Here is an 18992-nt window from a genome sequence, read left to right as displayed (position 1 = left end):
GATGCCTTCGCGAGACAAAGCCGGGAGTTTCGGTTTTTCGCAGCCCGAGGCGACTTCAAATCAGTGGTCCCCGAGCATCTGGAGATTGCCGATGGCAAGTCTCGCTGTGGTGTCGGCCTACGATGTGGAACCGCCCGACGACGCTGCTCGGGTCAAGATCCGCGGTGGGCCGATCTATGACCTGAAACGAGTGCGTGAGTTGGCGGCTCGCACGTCACCGATAGTCGCGTGGACGGTGAAATGTCGTCGCGACATCCGTGCGTTGTTCTCTAACGAGTGGGAGGCCGTCGGGACGCTGTTGGGAAGTCTCGAAGGCTGCCACTATCTGCACTCAGAGTGGTGCGAAAACGGAGAAGGCTTTGTCGCAGCCTGCGACGCATATGCCATCGAGCGGGAGGAGACAACACAGGTGGGTCGCGACGTTCGCGTCGCCTACTTCGTGAAGTTCGCGATTTCTCGTGCTGGCAGTCTGATCCTGTTGGTGTCCTGTCACTTGTCGAGTTGAGGTCAAGCATGAATGAGCAGAAGCGCTGCCCCATCTGCGCGGAGGGGCACATCGAGCGACACGTGGAGCAGATGGAAAACGAATACAAGGGGCAACGGGCGATGCTTCCCCTTTATTTCGTCGTGTGCGACCACTGCAAGTCCGATTTCGCCACGTCGGTGGAAGGTCGTTTGAGTCGACGGGCTCTGCTCGCCTGGCGCAAGCAGATCGACGGGCTCCTTGTGGGCCGGGAGATCGCAGAGATTCGAAACCGCCACGGCCTGACTCAGACCCAAGCTTCGCGTCTCTTCGGCGTCGAGGGCGTGGCGTTCAGCAAGTACGAGAACGACGACCTCGTTCAATCGGAAGCCATGGACGCGCTGCTCCGGCGCGTTCTCTCGGATGCGCAGGCCTTTGAGGCTTTGGTCTTGGAGAAGGGCATGCGTTCCGAACTCGCAGACCGAGCCGAGAAAGTCGCACGGAGTTCGGACGAAATGGGGCCCTCAAGGCGTGGGGTGCCGGATCCGACGGTCCTGTATGACCCGAAGGAATTCCGCCTCACCGAACAAGACCGCGCGCTGAAGCGGAAGAAAAAATGAGCAGACGGCCGCGTCGTGCGGCCGTCGCCATGTTTACGGCTTCTGCTTGCTGAAGTCCCGCTCCGGGAACAGGCGCGTCGTCAGTGCGCCCAGGCTTTCATGGACGACGTCGACGTTGGTCTCGGCGATGACCAGCTTGGTGATCTGCGGGCTCAGCGCCTTGCGCAGCAGGCCCAGGAAACGCGGCGCGGCGACGACGTGCAGCTGCGTCACCTCCCCGTTGTTGTAGCCGTCGTCCAGCGTCTTGGCCACGCGGGCCGCGAAGCTCATCGCCTCCTGGTGCGATTCGTCGACGCCCGCCGACGCGGTCACGTTGTTGCCGCGACGCCCCGCGGCATCGCGGCGCAGATCGGCATTGTTCGCATGGGCGGCGGCGTCGGTCAGCGTCGTGACGTCCTCCAGGTCGCCGCCTTCCTCCGGCAGCTTCAGCAGGCGGGCCACGCCCTCGTCGGCCACCAGCACCCACAGCTTCCCATCGTCCTTGTATGCGGTCATCCCGGTTCCTTCAGCAGAGTTGTCGTTGAAGGCAGGGTGGCAATCGTCGTACCTCGGCCCATGCCGGCGCGGCAAGGACGACGGAGGCCAAGGCGAGGGCGAGTCAGGGCCGGTGGTGGGGCGGTACGGGCACGCTTGGCGATCAGGCACGAAGCAGGGAACATGGCTTGCCCGCCGGTAGATCGCACCGGCTCTTCCGACCCGAGATCGCCATGGACACCGACCACCCCTCCGCCGCCGTCAGCCTCCACATCGTCTGCCCGTCCTGCGGCGCGAAGAACCGCGTGCCGCGCGAGCGCCTGGGCGAATCGCCCGACTGCGGACGTTGCAGCACGCCGCTGATGCAGGCGCAGGCCGTGGACCTCACGCCGGAGGTGTTCGACAAGTTCATCGCCGGCACCGAACTGCCGGTCGTCGTCGATTGCTGGGCGGAGTGGTGCGGCCCTTGCAGGATGATGACGCCGCAGTTCGAGAAAGCCGCCGCGATCCTGCCCGAGGTGCGCTTCGTCAAGCTCGATACCGAGGCCGCGCCGCAGCAGAGCGCGCGCTACGGCATCCGCAGCATTCCCACGATGCTGCTGTTCCTCGATGGGCAGGAGATCGCCCGGGAATCCGGCGCGATGCCGGCAGCGGCGATCGTGGAGTGGGTGCGGAAACAGTTGCTCGGCTGACCGGCTGAAGGATCAGCTGCGTACTTCCAGGCAGATTGCTGCAGTTGTCGCAAAGCCGGGCTATTCGGCCATCGCTTCCACGACCATCTGCACGCGCTGCTGGCCCTGGAACTCGTCGAGGCTGAGCCGGTAGGCCAGCGTCACCTGCTCGGGCAACTGCTCGGTGTGACCGAACCAGATGGCGTCGCGGATCCAGGCGCCCTGGCGCAGGCGCAGCTTGAGGTGGCGCTCGCCGACGATGCGCTGGTTCACGACCTGCACGCGGTCGCAGAACAGCGGCGCCTCGAAGGCCTGGCCCCAGACCTGCGCTTCCAGTTCCTGGACGGTCTCGGCGCAGAAGGCTTCCGGCGGCAGCGGGCCGTCGGTGCGCAGCGTGCGCGTGAGCGAGGCCTCGTCCAGCCACTCGCGCGCGACGTCCTCGAAGGCCGCGGCGAAGGCCTCGACGCCGCCAGGGGCGAGCGTGCAGCCCGCCGCCATCGCGTGACCGCCGAACTTGCGCAGCAGGTCCGGGTGGCGCTTGGAGACCAGGTCCAGCGCATCGCGCAGATGGAAGCCGGGGATGGAGCGGCCCGAGCCCTTGAGCTGGCCGTCCGCGCCCTCGGCGAAGACGAAGACCGGGCGATGCAGCCGGTCCTTGATCCGCGAGGCGACGATGCCGACGACGCCTTCGTGGAAGTCGGCGTCGAACAGCGCCAGCGCGGGCGGCGGCGCGCCGTTCAGGCGCGGGTCCGTCATCAGGCGTTCGAGCAGCGCGAGCGCCTGCTCCTGCATGCCGGCTTCGATCTCGCGGCGTTCGCGGTTGATGCGGTCGAGCTCGCGCGCCAGGGCGAGCGCCTGTTCGCTGTCGTCCGTCGTCAGGCAGGTGATGCCCAGCGTCATGTCGTCGAGGCGGCCGGCGGCGTTGATGCGCGGACCGAGCGCGAAGCCGAGGTCGAAGCTGTTGGCGCGCGAGGCGTCGCGGCTCGCCGCGGTGAACAGCGCTTGAACGCCCGGTTGCATGCGGCCGGCGCGCATCCGTCGCAGGCCCTGCGCCACCAGGCGGCGGTTGTTGGCGTCCAGCCGCACCACGTCGGCGACGGTGCCCAGCGCGACCAGGTCGAGCAGGCCGTCGAGCCGCGGCGGCGGGGTCTCGCCGAAGGCGCCGCGGCGGCGCAGTTCGCCGCGCAGCACCGTCAACACGTAGAACGCGACACCGACGCCGGCCAGGCTCTTGCCGGGGAAGGGGCAGCCCGGCTGGTTGGGATTCACCAGCGCGTCGGCGTCGGGCACGGTGGGCTGGCCGTCGGCGGTGACCGCGGGGAGGTGGTGGTCGGTGACCAGCACCTTCAGGCCCAGCGCGCGCGCGAAGGCCACGCCGGCATGGCTGGCGATGCCGTTGTCGACGGTCACCAGCAGCTTCGGCTCGTGCTTCAGCGCCAGCTCGACGATGGTGGGCGTCAGACCGTAACCGTGCACTGCGCGGTCGGGCACGACGTAGCGGACCGTGCCCGGCGTCGCGCCCAGCAGCGCCAGCCCGCGCAGCATCACCGCGCAGGCGGTGGCGCCGTCGCAGTCGTAGTCCGCGACGATGCAGATGCGGTCGCCCGCGCCGATCGCGTCGGCCAGCAGCACCGCGGCCTTGTCGATGCCCAGCATCCCCAGGGGACCTTCGGGCGGCAGCAGGTGTTTCAGGTCGGGATCGAGCTCGTCGCGCGACAGCACGCCGCGCGCCGCGAAGAGGCGCGACAGCAGCGGCGAGAAGCCGGCCTCCTGCAGCGCGTGGGCGGAGTCCGGCGGAACGTCGCGGGTCAGGATGCGGGGGCTGCTCACAAGGGCTCCAAGGCGGTGGCGACGGACGCGCTCGGCGCCGCGAATCGTTCCTTCAGACGCTGCCAGCCGCTGGCGGTCCGGCGTCTCCAGGTGCGGGCCAGGCGCTCGCCGCTCAGCGTGAGCGAAACGGGCTCGTTCGCGCGCGCGGCGCTCAGCAGCTGCTCGATCGGGCCCTGGTCCAGCGCCTTCCAGCCCTCGCTCCAGGCGTAGAGGTCGCCGGTCAGCATCGGGATGCGCAGGCGGGTGTCGACGAGGAGGTCGGCCGGCAGGGCATGGCCGCGCTCACGCGCGCCGCCGCCGATCCAGACGGCGTTCAGCGGGCGCTGCCGGCGTTGCTCGCGCGCCTCGTTGAGCGGGTGATCGTGCAGCAGCATCTGCGCCTCGTTGAGCAGCGTGCGCAGGCGGCGCGCACGCGGGTACCAGGTCTCGACCCCGCGGTTGAGCACGCGGTCCGCGCTGGCGGCCTCCAGGCCGTCGAGCTCCTCGTGCGCGATCGCCCATTCGCCGGTCGACAGCCAGGCGGTCCGCCAACCCTCGGCGGCGGGAAACAGGGCCGTCGACAGGGCCTCGAGGAAGGCGCGCGACTCCGCGTCGTCGAGGTCGAGCGTCTCCGGCCCGAGCGCGGTCACGCCCTCGGTGCCGATCGCGAAATGGGCGGGCGTCAGCAGCGCCCAGGCCGCGTCGGCGGGATCCTGCCCGGCGGCGCGCACGCGCCAGGCGGCGATCGGCGGAGGGTCGTCGGCGACGCCGCGGCGGCGCGCCAGGAAGTGTTCGTGCGGGGGGAGCAGGGCGGTCTCGTCGCCGTCGCCGACGTCCTCCACCGGGGCCAGCAACCCGAGCAGGTGGCTCAGGTTCGGCAGCTCCAGTTCGCGCAGGGCGCCCTCGAAATGAGGATCCAGCGAACTGGCAAAGGGGATCAGCAGGTGCATGGCGGGGGATTATCGGCGGTCCGGTCATCAAGCTTTCATCCAGGGTCGGCAACCTGTGGGGCCATGCTGACCGACACCCTCATGGCCGCCGCGATGTCGAACGAACCGCCTGGGGCCGATGCGGCCGAGGCGGCGGAGCCCGACGACGGCGGTTCCCTCCGCGTGCGCACCGTGTGGATCTCCGATCTGCACCTGGGCACGCCGGGCTGCCAGGCCCGGGCGCTGCTCGAGTTCCTGCGCGAGGTCGAGTGCGAGCAGCTCTTCCTGGTCGGCGACATCGTCGACGGCTGGCAACTGCGCCGCAGCTGGTACTGGCCGCAGGAACACAACGACGTCGTCCAGAAGCTGCTGCGCAAGGCGCGCAAGGGCACGCGGGTCATCTACGTGCCGGGCAACCACGACGAATTCGCCCGCAAGTACCTGCAGCACAGCTTCGGCGGCATCGAGGTCGCGCACGAGTGGATCCACGAGACCGCCGACGGCCGCAAGTTCTGGGTCACCCACGGCGACCTGTTCGACGGCGTCATCCAGCATGCGAAGTGGCTGGCCCATCTGGGCGACACGCTCTATGAGTTCACGCTGAAGCTGAACCGCCACCTCAACTCGCTGCGCGCGCGCATGGGCCTGCCCTACTGGAGCCTCAGCAAGTACCTGAAACTCAAGGTCAAGCGCGCGGTCTCCTTCATCGGCGAGTTCGAGCAGGCGCTGGCCCGCGAGGCCCGCAAGCGCGGCGTGCAGGGCGTCGTCTGCGGCCACATCCACCACGCCGAGCTGCGCGACATCGACGGCATCACCTACGCCAACGACGGCGACTGGGTCGAGAGCCTCACCGCGCTGGTCGAGCACGCGGACGGCCACCTCGAGATCCTCGACTGGGCCGAGCGCCAGCGCCGGATCACCGAGCAGGGCACTGCCGAAGCACTCGCCGCCGCGATGCGCCAGCCGGCCTGATCCGCGCCCCCGACAGAACACCGCCCCCTCGTTCCGACGGGGGAGGATGCATGTCGGCCGCGCCCTCGATCCGACGCTGGGCGACCCTGGATGACCGGGGGTGACCCGCCCGAAAGAGGGTCACCTGACTGTCACACCAGCTTCATAGAATCAGTCCATGACTTTGCCTGACGTTCCGCTGCTCAACCGCGAAAACGCGATCCTCGAGTTCAACCGGCGCGTCCTGGCCCAGGCCCAGCGCGTCGACGTGCCGCTGCTGGAGCGGCTGCGCTACATCTGCATCGTGTCCAGCAACCTCGACGAGTTCTTCGAGGTGCGCTTCGCCGACATGCTGGACGTGCAGCGCGACGGCAGCGGGCTGGTGACGCCGCGCGACGTCGAGCGCGTCGGCCGCGCCGCCCACGACCTGATCGACGAGCAGTACGCGATCTTCAACGACCAGGTCATGCCCGCGCTGCGCGAGCACAACATCCAGATCCTGAACCACGCCGACCGCACCGACGAGATCCGCGCGTGGGTCGCCAAGTTCTTCGAGCGCGAAGTGCGTCCGCTGCTGGTGCCCGTGGGCCTGGACCCGGCGCATCCCTTCCCGCAGGTCGGCAACAAGGCGCTGCACTTCATCGCCCGGCTGTCGGGCAAGGACGCGCTGGGCCGCGACAACCGCATCGCCATCGTCAAGGTGCCGCGCGTGCTGCCGCGCGTGATCAAGGTGCCGGCGGCGCTCAGCGGCGGCAAGCAGAGCTTCGTGCTGCTGACCAGCGTCATCCGCGCGCATCTGGAAGAGCTGTTCCCGGGCCGGCACGTCGAGGCCTTCTCGCAGTTCCGCGTCACGCGCGACTCGGACCTGGAAGTCGACGAGGAAGAGATCGCCAACCTGCGCCATGCGCTGCGCTCCGGCCTGACCACGCGCCACTTCGGGCGCGCGGTGCGGCTGGAAGTGGTCAACACCTGCCCCGAGGAGCTGTCGCGTTTCCTGCTCGAGCAGTTCGACCTGCCCGAAGCGGCGCTGTACCGCGTCAACGGGCCGGTGAATCTGGTGCGCCTGAACGAGCTGATCGACCAGACCGACGCCGAGGACCTGCGCTTCCTGCCCTACGAGCCGAGCTGGCCCACGGGCCGGCTGCCGCGCGGCAAGTCGATCTTCGACAAGCTGCGGACCAAGGGCGACGTGATGCTGCATCACCCGTTCGAGAGCTTCGATCCGGTGGTGCAGCTGCTGCGCGAGGCGGTCGAGGATCCGGACGTGCTGGCGATCAAGCAGACGATCTACCGCACCGGCAGCCAATCGGTGCTGGCCGACCTGCTGATCGAGGCGGCGCGACGCGGCAAGGAAGTGCTGGCGGTCGTCGAACTCAAGGCGCGTTTCGACGAGGAGGCCAACATCAACTGGGCGGAGCGGCTCGAGGCCGTCGGCGCGCAGGTGGTGTACGGCATCGTCGGCCTGAAGACGCACGCGAAGCTGATGCTGATCACGCGCCGCGAGGGCGGCAAGCTGCGTCGCTACGGGCACCTGTCGACCGGCAACTACAACCCGAAGACGGCGCGCTTCTATACCGACCTCGGCTACCTGACGGCCGACTCGGAGATCACGGCCGACATGGACCTGGTCTTCAGCCAGCTCGCGTCGCTGTCGAAATTCAAGGCGCCGAAGAAGCTGCTGCTGGCGCCCTTCAACCTGCACCGCACGATGTGCGAGCTGCTGACGCAGGTCGAGGAGGCCGCGAGGCGCGGCGAGCCGGCGCGCGTGGTCCTGAAGATCAATGCCCTGACCGATGCCGAGCTGATCAATGGCTTGATCCGCGCTGGCAAGGCCGGCGCCAAGATCGACCTCATCGTGCGCGGCGCCTGCATGCTGCCCCCGGGCCTGCCGGGCGAGACGGACAACATCCTGGTGCGCTCGGTGGTCGGGCGATTCCTGGAGCACTCGCGGATCTTCTATTTCCGCTGGGGCAAGGACGAACAGGAGGCGCTGTACCTGTCGAGCGCCGACTGGATGGCGCGCAACATGCTGAGACGCATCGAGGTGGCGTGGCCGATCACGGACGCGAAGCTGCGCCAACGTGTGATCGACGAAGGCCTGACGCCTTACCTCTACGACAGCCTGGACGCCTGGCAACTGGGCCCCGACGGCACCTCGCAGCGCATCGGCACCGAGAACACCCCGTCCCGCGTCTGCGCGCAACAGGCCCTGATGCGCCTCTACCGCGAAGAGCTCTGACCCTTGCCGACGAAGTCCTCGCTGCTGGTGGACGGGCATGGCCCGGGCCGGCGACGAAGTCGAGCTTCAAAAACTGACTGGGGCGCCGTCTGTCTGAGCGGCGCGAGCCGGAGGTGAGCAAAGCGAGTTGGCGCCCGCTCGACGCCCGTCGCCGGCCCGGGCCATGCCTGTCGCGCTCAGGCTTCCAAGCCCAACTGCACCTTCCCGATCTTCGCCCAGGCCTCCAGTTCTTCCCTGAGCAGGAAGTGCGCCCGCGGATGCGTGTCTGCCCAGCCTTTGCGCATTTCGATGGTCACGTCCATGCCGTCGCGGCGGATCTTGATATCGGCCGGATCGACGTTGCTGCGCGCATGGCATTTGATGGCCGCCAGGCGGAGCGCCAGCAGTTGCCAGACCATGGGCTCCTCCTGCAACTGTTCCTCAAGCTTGCGCAGCCCGCCGCGCTGACCGAGCGCGAGATCCCCGAGGCGCCGCAGCTGGTTCTGCGAGAAGCCCGGCGCGTCGACATGCGACAGCAGATAGGCGCTGTGGCGATGGTGGTCGTGGTGCGAGACCATCATGCCGATCTCGTGGAGCGCGGCGGCCCAGGAGAGTTCGCGGCGGTGTTCTTCCTCGGCCTTGGGCGACAGCTGGGCGTGCAGGCGTTGCGCGAGCGACTGGACGCGACCGGCCTGCTCGCGGTCCACGGCGAAGCGGCGCTGCAGCTCGGCGACTGACTGTTCGCGCATGTCGCGGCCGGCGGCGAGCAGGCGGGGATCGAGGCGTTCCGCGAGGTCGAAGATGACGCCCTGGCGGAGCGCGCCCTTCGCGGGGTGCAGGCGGTCGATGTCGAAGTGCGTGAGCAGCGTGTAGAGGATGCACAGGCCGCCGCCCACGACGGCGCGGCGATCCTCTTTCAGTCCGGGCAGCTTGAGCGCGTCGACGCGGCCGGCGGCCAGACACTGTTCGATGCACCAGCGCAGCCCGTCCAGCGTGATGGAGCCGTCCGGGCTCACGCCGCTGGCGGCCAGCAGCTGCGAGACGGCGCCCACCGTGCCGGACGAGCCCAGCGCCTGCCTCCAGCGCGGCTGCGCCGACTGGCGGGAGAACTGGGTGATCGCTTCCTCAAGCTCGGCGCCGGCGGCGACCTGCGCGGCGCGGAACGCTTCGGCCGTGAAGCGGCCGTCCGGGAAGAAGCGCATCGACAGGCTGACGCTGCCGATCTGGAAGGACTCGGTGCTCACCGGCTGCGCGCCGCGGCCGAGGATCATCTCGGTCGAGCGGCCGCCGATGTCGATCACCAGGCGCGGGTCCTCGGCCGTCTGCAGGCGGGCCACGCCGGCGTAGATCAGGCGGGCTTCCTCGCGGCCGGAGATCACCTCGATCGGATGCCCCAGCACCTCCTGCGCCCGCGCCAGGAAGGCGTTGCGGTTGCGTGCTTCGCGCAGCGTCTGCGTGGCGACCGCGCGCACCTGGCGGCCGGGCAGTCCCGACAGCCTTTCCGCGAAGCGCCGCAGGCAGGCGAGACCGCGTTCCGTGGCCTCTTCGGTCAGCATGCTCATCGCATCCAGGCCCGCGCCCAGGCGCACCGTTTCCTTCAGGTAATCCAGGCGGCGGTACTGCCCGTGCTGCAGCTGGGCGAGTTCCAGACGGAAGCTGTTGGAGCCCATGTCGATGGCGGCCAGGATCAGGGGAACTTGCGCTTGCGTCATGGGTCGCGATTGTCGCGGTGTTTGAGGTCGCCATCGGGAACGAAGTGCTTTCATCTTCACTCGCGCTAGCATCCGGCGTTCCGTCCACCACGCATCCCCAACGAGGAGCCGCAGATGACGAATTCCGATTCCCGTGCCGAAGGCGCCGCCGGCCTGTCCCCTGAACAGGCCGACGCGATCCGCGATGACATCGACACGCTGACCCCGGGTCGGGCCTTCAGCCGCCGGGCCTTCGTCGGCACGGCGGTGGGCAGCGGTTTCGCGGCCGCGGTGCTGCCGGTGTCCGCGCAGACGATCACCACCGACACGCAAGGCCTGGATGCGGGTCCGGTGGCTATCCCCGTCGGCGACTTCAAGATGCCGGCGTACGTCGCACAACCGGCGGGCAAGAAGAACGCGCATGTGGTGCTGGTGATCAGCGAGATCTTCGGCGTGCATGAGCACATCGCCGACGTCGCGCGCCGCTTCGCGAAGCTGGGCTATCTGGCGATCGCGCCCGACCTGTTCGCGCGTCAGGGCAACGCGACCGTGTACTCGGACATCTCCAAGCTGCAGAGCGAGATCATCCAGCGCACGCCCGATGCGCAGGTCATGAACGACCTGGACGCCGCAGTCGCGTGGGCCAAGCAGCAGGGCGGCGACACCTCGAAGCTGGCGATCACCGGCTTCTGCTGGGGCGGTCGGATCGTGTGGCTGTATTCGGCGCACAGCAAGGCCGTGAAGGCCGGCGTGGCCTGGTACGGCCGCCTCCAGGGCCAGACGAATGCGATGACGCCCAAGCACCCGATCGACGTGGTCGGTCAACTGAACGCCCCGGTGCTGGGCCTGTACGGCGCGCAGGACAACGGGATTCCGGTGTCGACGGTCGCCGCGATGCAGGAGGCGCTCAAGCAGGGCAGCGCCGCCGCCAAGGCGAGCGAGTTCGTCGTCTACCCGGACACCGGCCACGCCTTCCACGCCGACTACCGCCCCAGCTACAAGCCCGAGCCGGCCAAGGACGGGTGGGCCCGCTGCCAGGCCTGGTTCAAGCAGCACGGGGTTTGAACGTCCTCCGAAGCAGGGGGCTTGACGAGTCTGAGACAATTTTGAGAACCCCATCCGGCGCACCCTCAGTGGTGCGCCTTTTTTATCCATGACCCTGACCTACATCCTGCTGGTGACTTTCGCCGGCGGTCTCGCCTCCGTGACGATCGCGGCGATGCTGACGGTCGGCCTGCTGAGCCGCATCGTCAAGCACCTCGTGAGCCTGTCCACCGGCGTGCTGCTGTCGACGGCGCTGCTGCATGTGCTGCCGGAGGCGTTCGAGAGCGGGGCGGATCCGCACAACCTGTTCCTGGCGCTGCTGGGCGGGTTGATGTTCTTCTTCCTGCTGGAGAAGGCGGAGCTCTACCGTCACACCCACCACCATGAGGGGGACGGGCACCACCATCATCACCATTTCGACCAGGAGCAGGCGGGCCGGGGGGGCTTGTCGGTGCTGGTGGGGGATTCGATCCACAACTTCTGCGACGGGATCATCATTGCCGCGGCTTTCCTGGCGGATCACCACCTGGGCTGGGTCACCGCGATGGCGATCGTCGCCCATGAGATCCCGCAGGAGGTCGGCGACTACATCGTGCTGCTGAACGCGGGCTTCACGCGCAAGAAGGCGCTGTTCTTCAATGCCGTGTCGGGGATGGCGGCGGTGATCGGCGGGCTGGTGGGCTATTACGTGGTGGGCCCGTGGCAGCAGCTGTTCCCCTACCTGCTGGTGGCGGCCTCGAGCAGCTTCGTCTATGTCTCGGTCGCCGACCTGATCCCGCAGCTGCAGCGCCGGCTGCCCTGGAAGGACACGGCGCTGCAGCTGCTGTGGCTGGGCGTGGGGATCGTGTTCGTGCTGATCGTCGTGGGCGGCAAGCACGCCCACTGAAACGGCGCGAAAGGCGCGAGGCGCCTACTGCGGCGCGCCTTCTCCGTGCACCACAAGCACCGGGAACGCGCAGTGCGTCAGCACCTTCTGCGTCTCGCTGCCCAGCAGCAGCGCCTGCAGCCCGCGCCGGCCGTGCGTGGCCATCACCAGCAGGTCGGCGTCGACGCGCTTGGCGTGATCGATGATGGCCTCCCAGGGGTGGAGCGCCTCCACGCTGTGGGCGTCGACCTCCAGGCCTTCGGCGCGCGCCAGCGAGAGGACGTGGGCCAGACGTTCCTGGGAGATGCGCTCCTGGGCGTCGAAGAATTCCTGCGGCGGCGTCGGCTGCATCTCCGACACGGCGCTGTAGGGGAAGGGCTCCTTCACGCTGAGGGCGAACAGCCGCGCGTTGTGGAACTTCGCCAACTGGATGGCGGTGGTGATCGCCTTGGCGGTGATGTCGGAACCGTCGGTGGGAATCAGGATGCGCTGGAACATGGCGAGCCTCCTTCGAGCGAACGGAATGGTGCTGGTGGACCCGACCTCAAGCCCGGTCGGGGTCAGGGCTTGACCTCCAGCCCGAGGCAGTCTGCACTTCTCATGGTGCTCGCGCCATGCGCAATGTCAATAAGGGCCGGTGTTAGTCCGTCGCACGGCCCGGCGCGCAACCCGTCGGTCAGCCCTTCGCGAGCGGGAAGCGCGGATTGGCGCTCCATTCGCTCCACGATCCGGGGTACAGCCGGCTGCCCGGCAGCCCGGCGTGGTGCATCGCCAGCAGGTTGTGGCAGGCGGTCACGCCCGATCCGCATTGGTGCACCGTCCCGTCCGCGCCCTGCGGGCCGAGCAGCGCGGTGAATTCCTCGCGCAGCTGGGCGGCGGGCTTGAAGCGGCCTTCGGGCGTCAGGTTGGATTTGAAGAACCGGTTGGTCGCGCCCGGAATGTGACCGGCCTGGGTGTCCAGCGGTTCGACTTCGCCCCGGAAGCGTTCGCCCGCGCGGGCGTCGATCAGGCGCACCCGGCCCAGGCCGGCGAGCAGTTCCTGGGCGGACCAGGGCGTCTCAAGCGGCTCGGCAGGTTCGAAAGAGGGCGTGGCGACGGAAGCCGGCGTCGCTGAGGCGGCGGAAGGCAGGTCCGAGGTCACCGCGCCGCCCGCCTGTTGCCAGGCGGCGAAGCCGCCGTCGAGCACCGCCACCTGCGCATGGCCCAGCCAGCGCAGCATCCACCACACGCGCGCGGCGTACATGCCGTCGGCGGCGTCGTAAGCCACGAGTTGCCGGCCTCGCGTCATGCCCAGCTGCCGCAGCCGCGTGGCGAAGGCCTCGCGCTCAGGCAACGGGTGGCGACCGCGGAAGGTGCCGAAGGCATCCTGCTTCGGTCCGCTGAGGTCTCGGTCGAGGTGCAGGTAAGACGCCCCGGGCACATGGCCGGCCGCGTAGGCGCGCTCGCCGGCGGCGGTGTCGGCCAGGTCGAAGCGGACGTCCACGATCAGCGGCGGCGTCGACGAGTCCCTCAGCGCCTGCAGTTGCCCGACGCTGATCAGGCCGTCAAGACCTGCCCCGGCGGGGGCGGGCTCGGGGGACTTCGCGGGAGGAACCGGGGGAGAGACCGGGGGAGGCGTCGCTGAAGTCGTCATGGCCGTTCAAGATTCCTGGACAGAATGCTGGGCGTCCTTGGGCGTGGTCCGGGCGCGCAGCAGCGTCGCCCCCAGGCCGGCCACGACGATCAGCAGGATGCCGATCCACGAGAGCAGGCCCAGCAGGTCACCGAAGATCAGCACACCATACAACGCCGAGAACACGATGCCCAGGTACTGCAGCGACGCATTCACCAGCGGCTTGCCGGTGCCGTAGGCGCGCGTCATCAGCAACTGCGCGGCGGTGGCCAGCACGCCGACGGCCAGCAGCAGCGCCGCGCCGGTCCAGGTGTGGCCGTGCCAGCCGCCGTGCGCCACGATCGTCGTCAGCGCCCCGGCGACCACGCCGCCCATCGAGAAATAGAAGACGATGCGGAATTCCGGCTCGCCCGCCCGGCCCAGCGACGTCACCTGCAGGTAGGCCATCGCCGACAGCATGCCCGACGCGAGCCCGGCCAGGCCGTGCCAGACCTGCTGATCCTCCATCGCCGGCTGCAGCACCAGCCCGACGCCGACGAAACCCAGCAGCACGGTGACCACCAGGCGCGGATCGACCTTGGCCGCGCCCATGAGCACCGCGCCGCCGATCAGGAACAGCGCCATCCACACCGAGGACATGTAGTTCAGCGTCATGGCGGTGGCGAGCGGCAGCTTGCTGATCGCGAAGAACCACAGCGAGAGCGCGATCACGCCGGACAGGCTGCGCCAGAAGTGCATCGCCGGCACGGACGTCTTCAGCGACAGCCCCTTGGCCCGCGACAGCGCAAACAGGAACAGCGTGCCGACCAGGCCGCGGTACATGACGATCTCGCCCGCGCCGTAGTAGGCCGAAGCCAGCTTGACGCAGACACCCATGGTGGCGAACAGCAAGGTCGCCAGGACCATCAGAAGGGGGGCAGACATATGCGGTGGATTCTCGCAGCCGTAAAAACGAACGCCCCGCAAGAGCGGGGCGTTGTGCGCACCTGGCTGGTACGAAGAGGGGCGCCGACGATGCGCGTGAGCGCGCCGTCGCTGCGGCGTCAGCGCTTCATCAGCCCGCGGTACCACTCATGGAAGTGCTTCATGCCGTCTTCCATCGGCGTCTGGTAGGGGCCGACCTCGTTGTCGCCGCGCTCCATCAGCGCCTTGCGGCCGGCGTCCATGCGCAGCGCGATCTCGTCGTCCTCGACGCAGGTCTCCATGTAGGCGGCCTGCTGGGCGTCGATGAGGTCGCGTTCGAAGGCGATGACCTCTTCCGGGTAGTAGAACTCGACGATGTTGGTCGTCTTCTGCGGGCCCTTGGGGAACAGCGTCGACACCACCAGCACGTTGGGGTACCACTCCACCATGATGTTGGGGTAGTAGGTCAGCCAGATGGCGCCCTGGTCCGGGGACTGGCCGCCGGAGAAGCCCAGCACCTGGTCGTGCCACTTGGCGTAGACCTCGGAGCCCGGCTTCTCGAGCGCCTTGTTCACGCCGACCGTCTGCACCGAGTAGTCGCGGCCGAACTCCCACGCCAGGTCGTCGCAGGTGACGAAGTGGCCCAGTCCCGGGTGGAACGGGCCGACGTGGTAGTCCTCCAGATAGACCTCGATGAAGGTCTTCCAGTTGTAGTCGCACTCGTGGACGTGGACCTTGTCGAGCTGGTAGCCGCTGAAGTCCAGCGCGCCGCGCGGGCCCAGCTTCGCCAGGTCGGCGGCGATGTCGCGGCCGTTGTCCTCGAAGAGCAGGCCGTTCCACTCGCGGATCTTGTAGCGGTTCAGGTGCAGGCAGGGGTCCTGCTTGAAGTGGGGCGCGCCGACCAGTTCGCCCTGGAGGTCGTAGGTCCAGCGATGCAGCGGGCAGACGATGTGGCTCCGCGTGTTGCCGCGGCCGCGCAGCATCACCGCCTGCCGATGCCGGCAGACGTTGGAGATCAGTTCCAGGCCTTGCGCGCTGCGCACGATCGCGCGGCCCTCGCCCTCCTGGGGCAGGGCGTAGTAGTCGCCGACCTCGGGCACGGCGAGTGCGTGGCCGAGATAGCGGGGTCCGTGCTGGAAGATCAGTTCCTGTTCGCGGCGGAACAGGTCCTCGTCGAAGTAGGAAGTGACCGGTAGCTGAGGGTGGCTGGGGGTCGTGCTGCCCGTGCCGTTGCGTTCAAGCGCGCTGAGAGGGATGCTCAGGTCGGACATGATCCAAGAGGGTCTCCAAGACTCCAATGTCAACCGTGACGGCCGCCCCCAGGTTGGACGGGCATGCGTGGGACTGAGATGGGGGACTGCCTGCGGACCCCTTTTAGGGGATAGGAGCGGGCAAGGGAACCGGTGATTGTACCCGGGCCGCCACTGGAGGGGAAACGCGAGGGTGTCAAGCTTTACCCAGCGCCCGAAACACCCGCTGACGCCTGTGGCGGCGCGCTCACATCCCCCGACGGTTGGAAGACGGGCGGGGTGTTGACGGTGCTTACAATCCTCATTTTCGCGTTTTGAAATGAGCAAGCCTTCCGCCAGCGCCAAACCGGCGCCGCCCGCGATCCACGAGCAGGAGCCTGCCAGCTACGAGCTGGCGGTCGAGGAGTTGGAACGTCTGGTGCAGGCCATGGAAGCCGGCCAACTGCCGCTGGACCAGCTGCTGGCCAGCTACCAGCGGGGAGCCACCTTGCTCAAATACTGCCGCACCCGGCTTCAGGCCGTCGAACAACAAGTACAGGTCATTGAAGGTGGCGGCGCGCAGGCTTGGGGAGATGAATAAGTGGATGCAGGGGTTTTCGAACGTTGGGTGAAGCAATCACTCGAGGAAGTCGAGCACGCGTTGGAGGCCTGGGTGCCCGAGGCGGCGCCGGCGGGTCTTGGCGAGGCCATGCGGTATGCCGTCCTCGGGGCGGGCAAGCGCCTGCGCCCGCTGCTGGTGCTGGCCGCGGCCGACGCCGCCGGCGGCCAGCGCGAGGCCGCGATGCGCGCGGCGTGCGCGGTGGAGCTGATCCACGCGTACTCGCTGGCGCATGACGACATGCCCTGCATGGACAACGACGTGCTGCGCCGCGGCAAGCCGACGTTGCATGTGCAGTACGGCGAGGCCCAGGCGATGCTCGCCGGCGACGCGATGCAGGCGCTCGCCTTCGACGTGCTGACGCCGGACGAGGGCGTCGCGCCCGCGTTGCAGGCCAAGCTGTGCCGCCTGCTGGCGCGCGCCAGCGGCTACGACGGCATGGCCGGCGGCCAGGCGATCGACCTGGCCAGCATCGGCAAGCCGCTGGACGAGGCCAAGCTGCGCGACATGCACCGCCGCAAGACCGGCGTGCTGCTGCAGGCCAGCGTCCTGATGGGCGCCGCCTGCGGCGAGCTGTCGCCGTCCGCGTGGGCATCGCTCAGCCGCTACGGCGCGGCGATCGGCCTGGCCTTCCAGGTCGTCGACGACATCCTGGACGTGACGCAGGACAGCGACGTGCTGGGCAAGACCGCCGGCAAGGATCAGGACAACAACAAGCCGACCTACGTCAGCGTGCTGGGCCTGGCGCCCGCCCGCGCGTACGCGCTCCGCCTGCGGGACGAGGCGCATCAGGCGCTCGCCGGCAGCGGCCTGGCCGACACCGCCTGGCTCAGCCTGCTGGCTGACAAGGTGGTCGAGCGCGACAACTGAGATCCGGGCCGGATCCCGCAAGGGTCCGAGCCGGATTCGACGACAAGGAGAGGCGACGCCATGAGCGAGAACCCATCGAACGCGACGGCCGCGCAGACGCTGCTGTCGACCATCGAGAGCCCCGCGGACGTGCGCCGGCTGTCGCGCGGTCAACTGCCGCAACTGGCGGACGAGGTCCGTGCGCACATCCTCAACAGCGTGTCCAAGACCGGCGGCCATCTGTCGTCCAACCTGGGCACCGTGGAGATGACGGTCGCGCTGCACTACGTCTATGACACGCCGCGCGACCGGCTGGTGTGGGACGTCGGCCACCAGACCTACCCGCACAAGATCCTGACCGGCCGTCGCGACGCGATGGCGACGCTGCGCCAGCAGGGCGGGATCTCCGGCTTCCCGCGCCGCGACGAGAGCGAGTACGACACCTTCGGCACCGCGCATTCGAGCACCTCGATCTCGGCCGCCCACGGCATGGCGATGGCGGCCCGGATCAAGGGCGAGGCGCGCCGCGTGGTCGCGATCATCGGCGACGGCGCGATGACCGCCGGCATGGCCTTCGAGGCGCTGAACAACGCCGGCGTCGCCCATGGCGGCCTGCTGGGCGACGTGCTGGTGATCCTGAACGACAACGACATGTCGATCAGCCCGCCCGTCGGCGCGCTGAACAAGTACTTCACCCGGCTGATGAGCGGCAAGTTCTACGCCGCCGCGCGCGAAGGCGCGAAGTCGGTGCTCAAGCACACGCCGCTGTACGAGTTCGCCCGCCGCTTCGAGGAGCACACCAAGGGCATGTTCGTGCCCGGGACGATCTTCGAGGAATTCGGCTTCAACTACGTCGGCCCGATCGACGGGCATGACCTGGACGCGCTGATCCCGACGCTGGAGAACCTGCGCGACAGGAAGGGCCCGCAGTTCCTGCACCTGGTCACGCGCAAGGGCCAGGGCTACAAGCTGGCGGAGGCGGACCCGGTCAAGTACCACGGCCCGACGCCGTTCAATCCGGCCGAAGGCATCAAGCCGTCGACCGCGCCGGTGAAGAAGACCTTCACGACGGTGTTCGGCGACTGGCTGTGCGACATGGCCGAGGCCGATCCGACGTTGGTCGGCATCACGCCGGCGATGCGCGAGGGCTCGGGCATGGTCGAGTTCCACAAGCGCTTTCCGACACGTTACTACGACGTCGGCATCGCCGAGCAGCATGCGGTGACCTTCGCCGGCGGCCTGGCCTGCGAGGGCCTGCGTCCGGTGGTCGCGATCTATTCGACCTTCCTGCAGCGCGGCTACGACCAACTGGTCCACGACGTGGCGCTGCAGAACCTGCCGGTGCTGTTCGCGCTGGACCGCGCGGGCCTGGTCGGCGCCGACGGTGCGACGCATGCCGGCAACTACGACATCGCCTTCACTCGCTGCATTCCGAACATGAGCGTGATCACGCCGTCGGATGAGAACGAGTGCCGCCAGGCGCTGTACACCGGCCACGTGCACAACGGCCCGGTGACGGTCCGTTATCCGCGCGGCGCGGGCATCGGCGCCGAGATCAGCAAGGAGATGGTCGCGCTGCCCTGGGGCAAGGGCGAGATGCGCCGGACCTCGTCGCTGCCGTCGACCGGCAGCCGAGGCGCCGGGCATGCGCCCCGCGTCGCGATCCTGGCCTTCGGCACGCTGCTGCATCCCGCGCTGAAGGCGGCGGAGGCGCTCGACGCGAGCGTGGCCAACATGCGTTTCGTGAAGCCGCTGGACGTCGCGCTGGTCAGGGAACTGGCCCTCACGCACGACGCGCTGGTGACCGTCGAGGACGGCTGCGTCATGGGCGGCGCCGGCAGCGCGGTGCTGGAAGCGCTGCAGGCCGAAGGCCTGTCGCTGCCGGTGCTGCAGTTGGGCCTGCCCGACGAGTACGTCGAGCACGGCGAGCCCGGCAAGCTCATGGCCCAGTGCGGCCTGGATGCCGCCGGCATCGAGCGTTCGATCCGCGAGCGCTTCCTGTCCACCGTGACGCCGGTGGCGATCAAGGTCGCCTGAGCGGCCGA

18 protein-coding genes are annotated in these 18992 nt (G+C 68.6%); 10 read left to right on the top strand and 8 right to left on the bottom strand.

Going from position 1 to position 18992, the window contains the following annotated elements:
- Positions 1-91 precede the first annotated feature (91 nt).
- Positions 92-505 (top strand): hypothetical protein, encoded by a 414-nt coding sequence (locus tag AC07O8_RS21160; RefSeq protein ID WP_495049906.1) that lies wholly within the window; start codon positions 92-94, stop codon positions 503-505.
- Positions 506-513: 8 nt separating this feature from the next.
- Complete coding sequence (locus tag AC07O8_RS21155) at positions 514-1083, top strand: type II toxin-antitoxin system MqsA family antitoxin (protein WP_495049905.1); 570 nt, start codon at positions 514-516, stop codon at positions 1081-1083.
- Positions 1084-1116: 33 nt separating this feature from the next.
- Here AC07O8_RS21155 and AC07O8_RS21150 read toward each other — a convergent pair whose 3' ends face one another.
- Positions 1117-1578, bottom strand: coding sequence for a host attachment protein (locus AC07O8_RS21150; protein WP_297531017.1), 462 nt, complete (start codon positions 1576-1578; stop codon positions 1117-1119).
- A gap of 212 nt (positions 1579-1790) precedes the next feature.
- On the opposite strand from AC07O8_RS21150, the gene trxC reads away from it, so the two are divergent.
- Positions 1791-2249: a thioredoxin TrxC gene (gene trxC, locus AC07O8_RS21145; protein WP_495049904.1), complete on the top strand. Its 459-nt coding sequence runs from the start codon at positions 1791-1793 to the stop codon at positions 2247-2249.
- Positions 2250-2309: 60 nt separating this feature from the next.
- On the opposite strand, the gene recJ is transcribed toward trxC, so the two are convergent.
- Both recJ and AC07O8_RS21135 read right to left on the bottom strand, forming a co-directional pair.
- The gene (gene recJ, locus AC07O8_RS21140) at positions 2310-4058 is read right to left on the bottom strand and encodes a single-stranded-DNA-specific exonuclease RecJ (RefSeq protein ID WP_495049903.1); all 1749 of its coding nucleotides are present in this window, start codon (positions 4056-4058) and stop codon (positions 2310-2312) included.
- Positions 4055-4987 (bottom strand): hypothetical protein, encoded by a 933-nt coding sequence (locus tag AC07O8_RS21135; protein WP_495049902.1) that lies wholly within the window; start codon positions 4985-4987, stop codon positions 4055-4057. Before AC07O8_RS21135 ends, recJ begins: the two co-directional genes overlap by 4 nt.
- Positions 4988-5050: 63 nt before the next feature.
- Between AC07O8_RS21135 and AC07O8_RS21130 the strand changes: the two genes are divergently transcribed.
- A complete protein-coding gene (locus tag AC07O8_RS21130; RefSeq protein ID WP_495049901.1) occupies positions 5051-5938 on the top strand; it encodes a UDP-2,3-diacylglucosamine diphosphatase in 888 nt (295 codons plus the stop codon).
- A gap of 157 nt (positions 5939-6095) precedes the next feature.
- The gene (ppk1, locus tag AC07O8_RS21125) at positions 6096-8156 is read left to right on the top strand and encodes a polyphosphate kinase 1 (protein ID WP_495049900.1); all 2061 of its coding nucleotides are present in this window, start codon (positions 6096-6098) and stop codon (positions 8154-8156) included.
- Positions 8157-8332: 176 nt separating this feature from the next.
- Here the strand turns inward: ppk1 and AC07O8_RS21120 are convergent, their stop codons facing one another.
- Positions 8333-9847: a Ppx/GppA phosphatase family protein gene (locus AC07O8_RS21120; RefSeq protein WP_495049899.1), complete on the bottom strand. Its 1515-nt coding sequence runs from the start codon at positions 9845-9847 to the stop codon at positions 8333-8335.
- A gap of 114 nt (positions 9848-9961) precedes the next feature.
- Between AC07O8_RS21120 and AC07O8_RS21115 the strand changes: the two genes are divergently transcribed.
- The gene (locus tag AC07O8_RS21115) at positions 9962-10891 is read left to right on the top strand and encodes a dienelactone hydrolase family protein (protein ID WP_495049898.1); all 930 of its coding nucleotides are present in this window, start codon (positions 9962-9964) and stop codon (positions 10889-10891) included.
- An 88-nt stretch (positions 10892-10979) separates the two neighbouring features.
- Complete coding sequence (locus AC07O8_RS21110) at positions 10980-11756, top strand: ZIP family metal transporter (RefSeq protein ID WP_331617335.1); 777 nt, start codon at positions 10980-10982, stop codon at positions 11754-11756.
- A 24-nt stretch (positions 11757-11780) separates the two neighbouring features.
- Here the strand turns inward: AC07O8_RS21110 and AC07O8_RS21105 are convergent, their stop codons facing one another.
- From AC07O8_RS21105 to AC07O8_RS21090, 4 genes are all read right to left on the bottom strand, one after another.
- Entirely contained in the window at positions 11781-12233 is a 453-nt protein-coding gene (locus tag AC07O8_RS21105; protein WP_495049897.1) for a universal stress protein, read from the bottom strand.
- Between the two features lie 178 nt (positions 12234-12411).
- Positions 12412-13368: a sulfurtransferase gene (locus AC07O8_RS21100; protein ID WP_495049896.1), complete on the bottom strand. Its 957-nt coding sequence runs from the start codon at positions 13366-13368 to the stop codon at positions 12412-12414.
- 6 nt (positions 13369-13374) lie between these two features.
- Positions 13375-14271: a DMT family transporter gene (locus AC07O8_RS21095; protein ID WP_297529793.1), complete on the bottom strand. Its 897-nt coding sequence runs from the start codon at positions 14269-14271 to the stop codon at positions 13375-13377.
- Positions 14272-14390: 119 nt separating this feature from the next.
- Positions 14391-15521 (bottom strand): aromatic ring-hydroxylating oxygenase subunit alpha, encoded by a 1131-nt coding sequence (locus AC07O8_RS21090; RefSeq protein WP_495049895.1) that lies wholly within the window; start codon positions 15519-15521, stop codon positions 14391-14393.
- 298 nt (positions 15522-15819) lie between these two features.
- On the opposite strand from AC07O8_RS21090, the gene xseB reads away from it, so the two are divergent.
- The 3 genes from xseB to dxs are packed head-to-tail and all read left to right on the top strand — an operon-like array spanning position 15820 to position 18984.
- Positions 15820-16080, top strand: a complete 261-nt coding sequence (gene xseB / locus AC07O8_RS21085) for an exodeoxyribonuclease VII small subunit (protein WP_495049894.1) — start codon at positions 15820-15822, stop codon at positions 16078-16080.
- A 27-nt stretch (positions 16081-16107) separates the two neighbouring features.
- A complete protein-coding gene (locus AC07O8_RS21080; protein ID WP_495049893.1) occupies positions 16108-16968 on the top strand; it encodes a polyprenyl synthetase family protein in 861 nt (286 codons plus the stop codon).
- 60 nt (positions 16969-17028) lie between these two features.
- Positions 17029-18984, top strand: a complete 1956-nt coding sequence (gene dxs, locus AC07O8_RS21075) for a 1-deoxy-D-xylulose-5-phosphate synthase (RefSeq protein WP_495049892.1) — start codon at positions 17029-17031, stop codon at positions 18982-18984.
- Positions 18985-18992 lie beyond the last annotated feature (8 nt).

The organism is Roseateles sp. GW821-FHT09G09 (assembly GCF_059415965.1).
This window is presented reverse-complemented; position numbering and strand designations above follow the sequence as displayed.